Source organism: Motiliproteus sp. MSK22-1 (assembly GCF_001968815.1).
Classification (GTDB): domain Bacteria; phylum Pseudomonadota; class Gammaproteobacteria; order Pseudomonadales; family Balneatricaceae; genus Motiliproteus.
In genome coordinates this window covers 76,940-89,087 of the sequence record NZ_MIEQ01000025.1, presented here as the reverse complement: position 1 = coordinate 89,087, position 12,148 = coordinate 76,940, and the positions used below count along the sequence as shown (strand labels likewise).

Below are 12,148 nucleotides of genomic sequence, written 5' to 3'. Positions count from 1 at the left end.
GCGAATGCTGAAGGTTTTTGGAGATTGGGTAGAGCGTTATTTTTCTGATGAAGAAGCTTTGCTTCTTTTCGTGTTTCTGGTACTGGCGCTGGTTGTTGTTCTCACTCTGGGAGGGATGTTGGCGCCAGTCTTTGCCGGTATTATCCTGGCTTTTTTGATGCAGGGGATGGTTGCCAAGTTAAAGCAGTTGGGAATGAAGCATACAGCGTCTGTGGCGGTGGTCTTCGTCGGGTTCGTTAGTGCGTTCATGGCGATTCTGTTGGTTGTTATTCCTGAGTCATGGCGCCAGTTGGTTAATTTGTTAAATGAGTTGCCACGGATGATGGCACAGGGACAAGATTTGCTGATGTTGTTACCCGAGCGTTATCCTGAACTGATCACCAGTACTCAGGTGCAGGCTGTTATTGATCAGGCAACTGCTGAGCTTGCAAAGCTTGGGCAGATGGTTCTTTCCTTTTCTATCTCATCAATAGGTAATCTGATTCAGATACTGATTTATTTGGTGCTGGTTCCTATTCTGGTGTTTTTCTTTATGAAGGATGGCAGTGTAATCCTTCGCTGGTGGACAGCGTTTCTCCCAGAAAAACGTGCTGTGATTACACAGGTTGGTCTGGAAATGGAAGACCAGATAGCAAATTACGTTCGAGGTAAGGTTGTTGAAATCTTAGTAGTGGGTGCAGTTACCTACGTTGCCTTTATTGTTCTGGGCCTTCGTTATTCGGCGTTATTAGCCATTATGGTCGGATTGTCTGTTGTCATTCCCTATATCGGTGCTGCTGTTGTGACGATTCCTGTTGCGCTCATTGCCTTTTTTCAATGGGGGTGGGGGCCGGAGTTTATGTACCTAATGCTGGCTTATGGAATTATTCAGGCGCTGGATGGTAATGTGTTGGTGCCGTTGCTGTTTTCTGAAGCGGTGAATCTTCACCCTATTGCGATTATTGTTGCGGTTCTGGTGTTTGGTGGTCTGTGGGGCTTTTGGGGAGTGTTTTTTGCGATACCATTGGCCACATTAATTAAAGCAGTAATGAGTGCTTGGCCATCGAAAGTTAAAGTGGGCTAAGCTTAAACGGGACTGTTCTGGAGGGCAGGGCTGAACCGGAGAGGTTTAGCCCTTTTGCTGTCGTTGTCTAATTGTCGCTGTATAGTTGCTGTACAGTATGCAGAACTTCTTCAACGTGTCCTTTTACTTTGACCTTTCTCCATTCACGGGCAAGGACTCCTTCTTTGTTGATAAGGAAAGTGCTGCGTTCTATTCCCATGTGTTCTTTTCCGTAAAGCTTTTTAAGCTTGATAACATCAAACAGATTGCACAGGATTTCATCTGGATCGGATATCAACTCGAACGGAAAGCTCTGTTTTGTCTTGAAATTTTCATGTGAGCGCATTTTGTCTCTGGATACGCCAAAAATCAGGGTATCCAGCTGGTTGAAGGCATCAATGTTGTCGCGAAAATCCTGGCCCTCGGTTGTGCAGCCTGGTGTGCTGTCTTTGGGGTAAAAATAGATGACGATGTTTTTACCCTTGAGAGCAGAAAGCTGTACGGTTTTTTCTCCAGTTGCTTCTGCTGTAAAATCCGGAACCGGTTGTTCAAGAACCACTTTGTTCATAAAAAATACACCCTGAAATTAATCGTCAGTTGATCTACGCATGTGTGATCTTATTGGGTAAAATGCTCGTTTCGATTGAGTGGGCTGATCTGCGTCAGCATCATTAAACGGCAGCGATGCATTTTAATCGCCTGAATCGAAGGTGTCACCGTTTAGCTGCGGTGCTGAATATTTTAGCTCTGGTTGGAGATGCTCAATGATTACTGGAAGCCAAGTTGCTCTGGTTACCCCAATGTTGGATAACGGTGATATCGATTGGGAAAAGCTGGACAAGCTTGTAGATTTTCACCTGGCGCAAGGCACTGATGCAATTGTTGCAGTGGGAACGACGGGTGAATCAGCAACGCTAAACTGTAACGAGCATTGTGATGTCATTCAGAGAGTGGTTAAGCGAGTTGCCGGCCGGATTGCAGTTATTGCCGGAACAGGGGCCAACTCAACGTCGGAAGCAATTGAGCTTACCCTGGCTGCGAAAGCCGCCGGTGCAGATGCCTGTTTGCTGGTCACTCCTTATTATAACAAGCCGACTCAGGAAGGGTTGTTCCAGCACTATAAAACTGTAGCAGAAGCTGTTGATATACCTCAGATTCTATACAACGTGCCTGGGCGTACTGCCTGTGACATGCTGCCGGAAACGGTATTGCGATTATCCAGGATCACCAATATCGTTGGTATCAAAGAGGCGACTGGTGATTTGGATCGGGCGAAATACCTTATCGACAATAGTCCCCAAGGGTTTGCCGTATACTCTGGAGACGATGCTACAGCGGTAGAGTTAATGCTGCTGGGTGGGCATGGGAATATTTCTGTTACTGCCAATGTGGCTCCGAAAGCAATGGCGGAACTTTGCCGGTCTGCAATAGATGGGAATAAAGTAGAAGCACGGGAGCTTAATTCAAAACTGGACCCCTTGCACCAGGATCTGTTTCTGGAATCCAACCCTATACCGGTTAAGTGGGCTTTACACGAAATGGGATTAGTTGACGCAGGTATTCGTCTGCCGCTAACACCTCTTGCCGAAGAAAAACGCGATATTCTGAAAAAAACACTGTCACTTTGTGCACTAATATAGGCCTCTGATGAAGCAGTTTCATACTTTTATAACCCGGGCTGTTGTCGTTCTGGCAGGGTCCGCAATTCTTTCCAGCTGCGGATGGATGACAGATAACGCTCTCATTGGCGATAACGGCCTTGTACGCGATAGAAGCCAGGACTATGAGCAAGCGGTTACCATTCCACGATTAGAGGTCCCTGAGCATCTTGATGATGAGGCAATAAGAGACATTCTGATTATTCCTGATGTAGGCACGGTTGCCAGTCGCTCGGAGGAAGAGTTTGAAGTGCCTCGCCCTGATTTTTTCTATGCTGAATCCGGTAACGAAATCGTCAGTCTTGCCCGGGAAGGGCTTGAAAAATATATAGTTGTGGATGAGCCTGTTCGCGAAGTCTGGCAGAAAGTTGGAGATTTTTGGAGCTACAACGAAGTTGATATTGAGTTATCAAATCCAGCCCAGGGAGTGATGGAGACAGCCTGGATTCAAGAAAAATCAGAAGAGCCTGGCTTTTTCTCATCACTATTAAGTAAAGCGACTTTTCAGGATGTTAAGAGTCCTCATCGGGACAAATTAAGAGTGTTGCTGGCCCGTGCTGACAATGAAGGAAGAACGGCAATAAAAATGCAGCACTTACGCGTAAGTGATGCAGAGGATGCCAGTCAGCCTGACTGGTCGGCCCAGTCCCGAAATGTAAGTTATAAGTCTGAGATGATGTATGAGCTGTTGCATTATTTAAGTCGTACGACTTCCACAACAACTGCTAAATCACTGATATCCCGACAGAACAGTGGGCGTGGTACTGCTCTTTTGGGTCGGGACTCGAATGGTAATCCTGTGCTGAAGCTAGCGACGGGAATCGATAATGCGTGGCAATGGGTGGATACTGCGATGGCGGCTGCCAAGGTCGATGTTGGCTCATCAGATAAGGATATTGGCAAATATTATATTACCTATACGACCAGTACGCCGTTTAACGAGGAAAATGAAGGCGGGTTCTGGGGATTTATTGATTGGTTGCACGGGGATCGTGAAGATATTTCCATTTCCACCGACTTTCTGGAAGATGCTATTGGCATAGAGTCTGATGAGGAGGATGCTGCCGATAAAATTCGTTATAGCCAAAGCGATGTTGAGGAAGTGGACCCGGATGATCTATCAAAAAAGGAAGGCTATAAAATCTGGTTGGGTGGAAAAGCTATTTACGTATTTGAAACCAGCAAGAGTGATTTCGTTGAAAATCAGGAAACGGGCGAGCTGGAGCATACAGGGCACTACCAAATTAGGCTAAGTCGACGCAGGAGTGGGGTCTATGTTTCGGTGTTGACAGATGAGTCGAAAGAAGCGTCGGCAATTGTGGCGGAAGAAATTCTCTGGAACATTAAGGATAATTTGCCTCAGGGTTAGTTGTTTATTGGTTATTTCAGTATCCAATGCCGGTGGATAGTGACTGGCTTTTCGTAAATAAAGGGGCTCTGATCGAGCTCCTTTTTATTGGTTCTTGGATTTTCGTCAATTTTAAATTTGCCTGGATATTGCGTTGGTTTAGAGGAGAAGCCGTGAAAGCTGTATTTCTGGATAGAGACAGCCTGGATTGTGATGATTTGGACTTTAGTCCTATTAAGCAGGTTGTTGACCAATGGTGTGAATATTCATCGACTTCTGAGGCGCTGGTTGAGTCTCGCGCCAGTGATGCCGATATACTGGTGGTTAATAAACAAAAGATGACTGCGCCGCTGCTTCGAAAGCTCAAGCAGTTAAAATTGATCTGCGTTGCCGCGACAGGCACTAATAATGTAGACCTGAAAACTGCGACTGAGCTTGGTATTACTGTCAGCAATTGTCAGGCATATGGGACTGGATCGGTTGTGCAGCACGTTTTTTCGTTAATGTTGGCGCTTAGTACTCGGTTGTTACAATACCATCAAGCGGTTCAAACCGGGAGATGGAACCTAGCTAGCCAGTTTTGTCTTTTGGACTACCCAATACAGGAGCTTTCCGGGAAGGTGCTGGGTATTATCGGATACGGTGAGTTAGGGAAAAACGTGGCTCGGATTGCCCAAGCCTTTGGCATGGAGGTGATGATTGCTGAACGAGTAGGAGAGGTTCCAAGACCTGGGCGACATGCGCTGGAAGATATGTTGCCGATGATCGACATTTTAACGATACACTGCCCGTTAACGGAAGAAACCCGAAATCTTATTGCAAAAGATGAACTCAGGCTGATTAAGCGAGGAGCTTTGCTGATTAATGCTTCTCGTGGCGGGGTTGTGAACGAGATTGCATTGGTCGATGCGCTTGAATCTGATCAACTGGCTGGTGCCGGTGTGGATGTGCTTACGGAGGAGCCTCCTAAAGAAGGCAACCCCCTGCTGGATTGTAACCATCCTAATCTGATCATCACGCCCCATAGTGCATGGGGGAGTTTTCAGGCGCGTCAGCGTATCGTCTGTCAGCTGGCAGAAAATATTCGAGCCCATCTTGAGGGAAAGCCTGTTCGAGTTGTTAATTCCTGATACTTTATTGAGCGTATTCAGACTTGATTGTTTGCTTGTGTTCTTTGTAATGGGTTTTTAATACTAGAAAGGGCATGGGGCTGTAAAACAGACCTTCTCACCACTTAAGGGGTGGAAGAGTTCAAGGCTTTCGGCATGCAAATGCAGGCGATCAGCGGCCGTCAGGGCCTCCCCGCTGGCATAGAATCGATCGCCTGCTATGGGGTGCCCCATGGCCAGCATATGTACTCTGAGTTGATGAGAGCGACCGGTAACAGGGGTCAGCGCAACGCGTGTGCAATCTTCAGAGTATTCAATAACCTGCCAATGAGTTAGTGCTGATTTTCCTTGTTCAAAATCAACCATCTGTTTTGGACGATTTTCCCAGTCACAACGCAAAGGAAGATCGACAGAACCGGAATCATTGTTTGGTTGGCCGTATATTCTGGCGATATAGCGTTTAGCTGTCTTGCGTTCTTGAAACTGAATACTTAGAGCGCGATGGCTGTCGGCATCAAGTGCAAGGACCATGACTCCAGAAGTGGCGCAATCAAGCCTGTGGACAATTCTGATTGTAGGAAATTGTTGTTGTAATCGCAGGAGCACTGAATCTTGATTGTTTGGTCCCCTTCCAGGAACCGATAACAGATCATGGGGCTTATTGATCAGAACGATTTGGCTATCGGCATAGATGATTTCAATCATAGGATAGGGTGTTGGCTTAACTGCTGAAGAAGAGGCACAAGAGTACTAAAATATATTTATTAGGCAACGGAAATTTGAGCTTTTGTGTCCTATGCTCATACAAGTGTTTAATGGATGCTTCCCTAATGTAGTGAATGTTTATTTTGGGAAGCTGTCGGAGATATCTGTATGTCAATGGCTCCGCGCGTCAGGAAATTCCTGGAGAGCAGGTCTGTTTCCTATCAGCTGATCAGGCATCGGTATGCGGAAACAGCGGTGGACTGTGCGCAGCAGTCAAAGTTGCCGGTGCATCGGTTTGCGAAGGCTGTCGTTCTTAAGGATAAAACAGGTTTTGTGGTGGCGGTGTTACCCGCGAATAGAAGTGTTGATCTGTCAGCGGTGAACTCCCGGCTTAATCGAGTCTTGTCATTAGCAGACCAGGCTGACCTTCGGCAATTGTTCAGTGATTGTGTGGTGGGCGCGGTGCCAGCATTGGCTCAGGCCTATAATCTCAGCGTGGTGTGGGATGAGCGTATTGTGGATGAGCCCGCGTGTTGTATAGAAGCGGGAGACCATCAAGAGTTGGTCTGTATGTCTAGAAATAGTTTTATCCATTTGATGAAGGATGGTTGTTCAGGGCGAATTAGTGTCTGTTTGTAGATTCTCTTCTAAAAACAGACAGTGTTTTTTGCTTTCTTTTTTACTTTCGATAGATCATTCTCAGCTTTGAGCTGATCTAAATAGCCAGCCAGAGATTCAGGTGCTGATGCCATGTGTATTTCATCAAGTGTTCATTGAGCTGTTCGGACAGTTGACTTTGATTGATGGCAGTAATATCTATTTGGCTCGACGGTGGTGGAGTTATGAAAAGATCAATCTCAATTTTTCCATGCAGATAATGAAGGGTTATATTCTGACGGGTAAGCTCTGGAGCCAGATTTTCCAGCAGGTGGTCGACAATATCTGTAATCTCTGCGCGAAAGGGCAGAACCATGCAGCTGTTTCGCTTATCGTCATTTTCGGTGTCTATATGGAAAATAATGTGGCCGATGGAATCGAATTCTCTTAGTAGTTTTGCTACTACGGAATCGCCAATATAATGGCCTTCAGAAACGCTGACATAGGGCTTTACTTGTAAGTGCATTTCTAGAAGCATTTTAGGGCCCATTTGCCGACTTTTAAAGCTATGCACATCTTCGATCCCTGCAACTTCTTTGGCCGATGCTGTTATTGCACTTAGCTCTTCAGGAGGGATGGCAGTATCAACAAGCTCTTGAATACTTTTCCAGCTAAGCTCCCAACCAATCTTGGCGACAAAGATCGCCACGCCAAGGGCGGCCAGGCTGTCGAGCCAGATAATCCCCATCATTGAGCCGGCGATGCCAATAAATACAATTATTGAAGAATAGGCATCTGTGCGGCTATGCCATGCGTTGGCAATGAGTAAATCGGACTTAATCCTTTTGCCAATGGCCAGAGTATAGCGAAAGAGGGCTTCTTTAATGGCGATTGAGGCAAAAGCAATGACGAGTGCTGGCCAACCGGGTACGTTTTTTTCGGATGGGTCGAGTAAATTAAGCCCGCTGTCATAGGCCATTGCGCCTGCAACGGCTACTAACAAGCAACCGAGTACTACGGTGCCCAGCGTTTCAAATCGTTCGTGACCGTAGGGGTGTTCTTCATCAGGCTCTGCGTGGGCTATTTTGACAATAACGACAACCATAAAATCGGTGATTAAGTCGGATAGGGAATGTATTCCGTCTGCTATAAGGGCGTGAGAAAAGAATAAAACACCAACTATTATCTTGGATACACCCAGAATGGCATCAAAAATGGCGCCTATCCAAGTGACGCGAACTGCTTCCTTTGTGCGGTCTTGAGCGTGGTTATGCATAAAATCTAAATATCGTTTGGTTTAACAGCGTCATCAAAAAAGGTCTGATGTTCTTGATATCAATGGTATAGAGGAGAATAAAGGATGACCAGAGATTCTGGTCATCGAGTTCAACAGCCTCAGTCTGGCATTGGTTGATCAGTCTCCCTTATACACGCAGCCGCTGGTACAAGTCTCTTTGATGACTATTTTAGAAAGCTCTGGTAAAGATGGCTTTAATTCGTTCCAGATCCATCGCGCAAGTACTTCGCTGGTCGGATTTTCCAAGCCGGCAATATCGTTTAGGTAATAGTGGTCAAGGCGGTCGTAAATAGGCCTAAACGCTGCTTTCAGTTGGGCAAAGTCCATAATCCAGCCGGTCCGTGGATCTACCTCGCCGGAGACATGGACCTGTACCATAAAGCTATGGCCGTGAAGGCGGCCGCATTTGTGTCCTTTTGGAACGTTGGGTAAGAGGTGTGCGGCTTCGAAAGTGAACTCTTTATATATTTCCATTTGTCGGCTTGCTTACAAAGTTAATAGGGTTGCTGAAGTTGTCAGGCTGGATCAATGTCCGTTGGTTAAGCAGCGGGTAAAGTGCTGCTAGGGTATGCCGATTAGTTTATGAGTCTGCAGGCTAAGTCGCCATTGGGGGTGTTCCTGGCAATATTTTACACATTGCTGAAGTTGTTCTTTCTCTTGCGGTCCAGCCATGGCTTGCAGAAAAAAATAAGAAAAATCCAGATTTTCGAATCTTTCAGGCAGGGCATCCTGTTGTCGGTAAACCAGTTTAAGTTCATCTCCTTGTTGCAATACCAGTTCTGATGATCCCTTGGGGCTGACACAGATCCAATCTATGTCGGTGGGCGCGGGCAAAGTACCGTTAGTTTCTATCGCTACTTCAAACCCTACTGCTTTGAACGCAGAAACCAGTTCTTGGTCAAGTTGCAATAATGGTTCCCCGCCGGTGCAAATCAGGTAAGCAGAATCTCGCTGAGACGCTGGCCATAGCGCCATAGCGGCCTTGGCCAAATCTGTAGCCCGACCATATTTCCCTCCTCCTTCACCATCAGTGCCGACAAAATCAGTATCACAAAAATTGCAGGCAGCTTTAGCCCTGTCCTGCTCTCGGCCAGACCAGAGATTGCAGCCGGTAAAACGGCAGAAAACAGCAGCGCGACCAGCATGGGCGCCTTCACCCTGGAGGCTGTAAAAAAGTTCTTTTACGGAATACATAGTCTTTGATAGGTAGGAAGGTAAGAGTGAGATTTTACATGGATTGTTGATTGGGGGGAATATGGAATTTTGTTTGCTGGAGTAGTCCGGTGCCAAATTATCTTCAGGCATCCAGGCCTGAAGATAACTGTTGAGACTGGCTACAGGCTAATGCCTATACTGCTATTGCTGGGGCGTAAGCATCCTTGTTTTCTCCGCCCAGGGCTTCTAGAAGATGAGGAATAAAGGTCGAAAGCTCCATGGCCATTAGTGTAAAGTCGGCGTCAAATGCTGCTGCGGCGTCTTCAGCACCCATCTCAGCCGCTTTTTCCAGTACTAAATCGGAGAATTTCAGGCGTCTGAGAATCAGGTCATCACCAGCTACACAGGACAAGTTATCCGCGTAATGCAGAGCAAGTTTAACTGCTTGTTTTCCTGCTTTGAGATGAACGTCGATCTCTTCGCCCACCAGTTCCTGTTGCTTGCAGCGTATGATGGCGCCATTTTCGCGTGGATCCTTTAATTCAGCTTCGTCCCCCAGCTCAAACCCAGCGGCCAGGCTGCTTTCTTCTGACAGCCATTGTGTCATGATGGCTGAAGGGGCTGAGTTCATGGCGGGAATGGTGACGGGTAGCGAGCCCAGGGTTTTTCGCAGGAAGGAGCTTAGATCTTCTGCACGTTTGGCGCTGCTTGCATCAACTATCAGCAGCCCTTCCTTTAGATCGATATAGGCTGAAGTGGTTTGAAAGCGACTAAAGGCTTTAGGAAGTAACTCAAAAATAATCTCATCTTTCAGTGCATCGCGTTCTTTCTTTCGAACCTTTCTGTCTTGCTCCTGTTCAATTTGTTCAACCTTATCAAGTAAAAAATCCTTAACTACTGAAGCGGGAAGTATTTTTTCTTCTTTTTTAGCACTGATCAGCAGGTAGTTTCCGCTAGCGTGAACCAGTTCCTCACTGAGCTTTCCCATCGGAGAGGTCCAGCCAAACCGGGTGGCTTCCTGGCTGCTGCAGGGGACAAAGGGGCTGGCTTCCAGTTTTTCCTGAAGCTCTTGAGCGTTGAGTTTGAATGGTTGTGTAAAGCGATAGAAAACCAAATTCTTAAACCACATGTATAAAATCCAGGCTGTAAAAATTGAACCGGCAAGTCTACCGGTTGAGTTAATAAACGGCTAGTTCTTTGATCCGTTCAGGCGTCAGTGTTTTCTTTGCTATGCTGTTAGATATTGAGCGGCTAAATATTAAGCGCAAAAATCTGATCCCGGTCAATTGTTTGAACTCTTAGGCCAGGTTTGGTTTTTATCGGATGGCTACTCCAATATAATCGGGGCTAGAAGTAACGACATGGAGGGTCATAGAAAAGGGTGTTGAATGTCATTTTCTTTTTTTAAGTCAATTTGCACATTTTTTGGTGGGCTCAGAAGGGCAGTCCCGTTGCATTCATCCTATTGTGAGTTTGAATGCAGAAAAACCCAATGTAGCCAGGAGCACTGGGAAAAATGTCCAAGGCGTAACAAGGATGTGCAGGATCATGCCTAGCTTATAATTCAGATATCAATCCCGAAACAGAATTTCCCCAGACTTGTTGAGGTCGGTGAAATAGCACCTTTGTGTGCCGGATTGTTTATGGAGGAGGTTTGCAAGAGTTGCTGAGAAAAGGACCTGAAATAGCAGCGTCAGGGCTGCTAATCCAGATCCTTACTTTCTAACAGGCGGGACGGCGAAACTCATGATTAAAAGAGTGGCTACCGCACCGTGAGGCTTCATCGAAAGAGCCTATAGAATAGGATAGGCCTCAGGCGAAGGTGGGGCAAGCAAAAGTTTGTTGTTCACCTTGCTATTTTGGGGCTGACCCGTAAATGCAGGAAGGGGGAGAAAATAGTTAGTCCTGATGTAATCAGGTGTGAGTATTGCCACGATCTGCTGGGGATTTATTCGATTGGATCGTCTCTAAAACGATATAAGGAAATGTGATGACAGCTGAGTCAGCAAAGAAATCCAATAAACTCGTGGTTATTCTTGTGGCGTTGGTAGTTACGTTGGTTGCGATAGTTGGAGCCGGTGGTGTTTGGTTTTTTCTCTTGAAGGAAGAGGCTGAAGTGGAAAAGGTTGTTGTAGAGGAACCCAAGAAAAAGGTAGCTATTTACGTTCAGTTGGGGACAACAGGGACTCCACCGTATTTTATCACCAATTTTCCGAGTGAAGATCGGGGTACAGAACGGTTTATGCAGGTTTATGCAGAGGCCCGCACTTTTGAGCCTGAAGTTAAAACGGCTCTTCAAAAACATATGCCGCTGGTTGTTCATGGGTTAGGTGAGTTGTTTCTGTCTCAAACGGTGGTTGATATGGAATCGCTTGAAGGAAAGGAGCGATTGAGAATTAAGGCAACTGAAGTTGTTAACAATATCCTTCAAGAGCAAATAGGAAAGCCAGGTATTGAAGAAATACTGTTTACCAATTTTATTACTCTATAAAGAAATCTTCGATCTTTTGCATTAGGGGGGGGCAGCTACGAGGAGGAACATCATCATTTTGGGCGCAGAGAAATAGGCTGGAACAGGTATCAGCGAATGCCCATCGGTACGCTGGCTGAGGCCGTTTGGTCAGCTGGGCTGGTGTCCTTCTTTCTAAATCACTAAAATTGCCAATCAACCAGTTTTTACATTCAGGTTTTTTATGAAAAACAGCAACTCTTCTCGTATCCTTTTGTTTATTTTGATTGGTTTTTTTGGTGCTGCAGCTCAGGCGGATGGGGTCGACGCAAACCAATCCGGCGGCATCGCTTTAGGCAAGGGCGAACCTGGGCAGGCTAAGCGCACATTAAACTTAAGCCTGGAGCAACTGTCTTCGGAAGAGCAGGCTGCTGCCACTGGTGCTGATGCACTTTTAACCGAAAAAGAGCGGCAGTTTATGGAAAATCTGAAGCCGGCGGAGGTTGAGTCGAATCCATTCGTTGCCAAAAAGAAGCATGAAGAGGGGGTCTCTATGAGCGGATCTATGCTGACTGAGGAGGCAGAACGGGATAGCAAGCCTTCTTTACAGGCGGGTAAAGACTATCTGGATTCCATTCATGGTGCGAAAGTTGATCTTGGTGTTAAGTTTTAATCGTGTCAGTGGCGTGGGAGGATTGGTCTTATTGTATTCTCTTGCTGAATAGGCTTCTGTGCTTTCTTTTATACTTTATTTGCCCGGAAAATCCTTAAAACTGCTAGTATTCTCC

At 46.2% G+C, this 12,148-nt stretch carries 12 protein-coding genes and 1 pseudogene; 7 read left to right on the top strand and 6 right to left on the bottom strand.

All coding sequences use genetic code 11. The annotated features are described in order from the left end of the window. Positions 1–4 precede the first annotated feature (4 nt). Positions 5–1,063, top strand: coding sequence for an AI-2E family transporter (locus BGP75_RS05830; RefSeq protein WP_076716464.1), 1,059 nt, complete (start codon positions 5–7; stop codon positions 1,061–1,063). A gap of 67 nt (positions 1,064–1,130) precedes the next feature. On the opposite strand, the gene BGP75_RS05825 is transcribed toward BGP75_RS05830, so the two are convergent. Next, on the bottom strand, positions 1,131–1,610 hold the full coding sequence (locus BGP75_RS05825; RefSeq protein WP_076716461.1) for a peroxiredoxin: 480 nt from the start codon (positions 1,608–1,610) through the stop codon (positions 1,131–1,133). A 196-nt stretch (positions 1,611–1,806) separates the two neighbouring features. Here BGP75_RS05825 and dapA point away from each other — a divergent pair, with 196 nt between their 5' ends. The 3 genes from dapA (at position 1,807) to BGP75_RS05810 (ending at position 5,178) form a co-directional block, all read left to right on the top strand. Beyond that, positions 1,807–2,682, top strand: a complete 876-nt coding sequence (gene dapA, locus BGP75_RS05820) for a 4-hydroxy-tetrahydrodipicolinate synthase (RefSeq protein WP_076716458.1) — start codon at positions 1,807–1,809, stop codon at positions 2,680–2,682. Between the two features lie 7 nt (positions 2,683–2,689). Continuing rightward, positions 2,690–4,069: an outer membrane protein assembly factor BamC gene (bamC, locus tag BGP75_RS05815; protein ID WP_076716455.1), complete on the top strand. Its 1,380-nt coding sequence runs from the start codon at positions 2,690–2,692 to the stop codon at positions 4,067–4,069. Positions 4,070–4,221: 152 nt separating this feature from the next. After that, positions 4,222–5,178, top strand: a complete 957-nt coding sequence (locus BGP75_RS05810) for a 2-hydroxyacid dehydrogenase (protein ID WP_076716543.1) — start codon at positions 4,222–4,224, stop codon at positions 5,176–5,178. A 63-nt stretch (positions 5,179–5,241) separates the two neighbouring features. Here the strand turns inward: BGP75_RS05810 and BGP75_RS05805 are convergent. Then, positions 5,242–5,871, bottom strand: a pseudogene (locus tag BGP75_RS05805) (pseudouridine synthase); the annotation flags it as partial. A gap of 159 nt (positions 5,872–6,030) precedes the next feature. Here BGP75_RS05805 and BGP75_RS05800 point away from each other — a divergent pair. Beyond that, complete coding sequence (locus BGP75_RS05800) at positions 6,031–6,501, top strand: aminoacyl-tRNA deacylase (RefSeq protein WP_076716449.1); 471 nt, start codon at positions 6,031–6,033, stop codon at positions 6,499–6,501. Positions 6,502–6,577: 76 nt separating this feature from the next. Here BGP75_RS05800 and BGP75_RS05795 read toward each other — a convergent pair whose 3' ends face one another. The 4 genes from BGP75_RS05795 to rdgC all read right to left on the bottom strand — a co-directional run bounded on the left by BGP75_RS05795 (position 6,578) and on the right by rdgC (position 10,040). Beyond that, entirely contained in the window at positions 6,578–7,735 is a 1,158-nt protein-coding gene (locus BGP75_RS05795) for a cation diffusion facilitator family transporter (RefSeq protein ID WP_076716446.1), read from the bottom strand. Positions 7,736–7,873: 138 nt separating this feature from the next. Beyond that, positions 7,874–8,230: a 6-carboxytetrahydropterin synthase QueD gene (gene queD / locus BGP75_RS05790; protein WP_076716444.1), complete on the bottom strand. Its 357-nt coding sequence runs from the start codon at positions 8,228–8,230 to the stop codon at positions 7,874–7,876. An 87-nt stretch (positions 8,231–8,317) separates the two neighbouring features. Continuing rightward, positions 8,318–8,950: a 7-carboxy-7-deazaguanine synthase gene (gene queE, locus BGP75_RS05785; RefSeq protein ID WP_076716540.1), complete on the bottom strand. Its 633-nt coding sequence runs from the start codon at positions 8,948–8,950 to the stop codon at positions 8,318–8,320. Positions 8,951–9,104: 154 nt separating this feature from the next. Continuing rightward, entirely contained in the window at positions 9,105–10,040 is a 936-nt protein-coding gene (gene rdgC / locus BGP75_RS05780) for a recombination-associated protein RdgC (protein WP_076716441.1), read from the bottom strand. 861 nt (positions 10,041–10,901) lie between these two features. Here rdgC and BGP75_RS05775 point away from each other — a divergent pair. Further along, positions 10,902–11,402 carry a flagellar basal body-associated FliL family protein gene (locus BGP75_RS05775; protein WP_076716438.1) on the top strand — a complete coding sequence of 167 codons (501 nt, stop codon included), beginning with the start codon at positions 10,902–10,904 and terminating at the stop codon, positions 11,400–11,402. Positions 11,403–11,604: 202 nt separating this feature from the next. Continuing rightward, positions 11,605–12,033, top strand: a complete 429-nt coding sequence (locus BGP75_RS05770) for a hypothetical protein (RefSeq protein ID WP_076716435.1) — start codon at positions 11,605–11,607, stop codon at positions 12,031–12,033. The last annotated feature ends 115 nt before the right edge of the window (positions 12,034–12,148 follow it).

Coding starts and splice junctions, on each gene's coding strand:
- BGP75_RS05795 (WP_076716446.1), bottom strand. CDS start 7,735: ATGCATAACCACGCTCAAGACCGCACAAAGGAAGCAGTTCGCGTCACT.
- dapA (WP_076716458.1), top strand. CDS start 1,807: ATGATTACTGGAAGCCAAGTTGCTCTGGTTACCCCAATGTTGGATAAC.
- bamC (WP_076716455.1), top strand. CDS start 2,690: ATGAAGCAGTTTCATACTTTTATAACCCGGGCTGTTGTCGTTCTGGCA.
- BGP75_RS05770 (WP_076716435.1), top strand. CDS start 11,605: ATGAAAAACAGCAACTCTTCTCGTATCCTTTTGTTTATTTTGATTGGT.
- BGP75_RS05825 (WP_076716461.1), bottom strand. CDS start 1,610: ATGAACAAAGTGGTTCTTGAACAACCGGTTCCGGATTTTACAGCAGAA.
- BGP75_RS05830 (WP_076716464.1), top strand. CDS start 5: ATGCTGAAGGTTTTTGGAGATTGGGTAGAGCGTTATTTTTCTGATGAA.
- BGP75_RS05775 (WP_076716438.1), top strand. CDS start 10,902: ATGACAGCTGAGTCAGCAAAGAAATCCAATAAACTCGTGGTTATTCTT.
- queE (WP_076716540.1), bottom strand. CDS start 8,950: ATGTATTCCGTAAAAGAACTTTTTTACAGCCTCCAGGGTGAAGGCGCC.
- rdgC (WP_076716441.1), bottom strand. CDS start 10,040: ATGTGGTTTAAGAATTTGGTTTTCTATCGCTTTACACAACCATTCAAA.
- BGP75_RS05800 (WP_076716449.1), top strand. CDS start 6,031: ATGTCAATGGCTCCGCGCGTCAGGAAATTCCTGGAGAGCAGGTCTGTT.
- queD (WP_076716444.1), bottom strand. CDS start 8,230: ATGGAAATATATAAAGAGTTCACTTTCGAAGCCGCACACCTCTTACCC.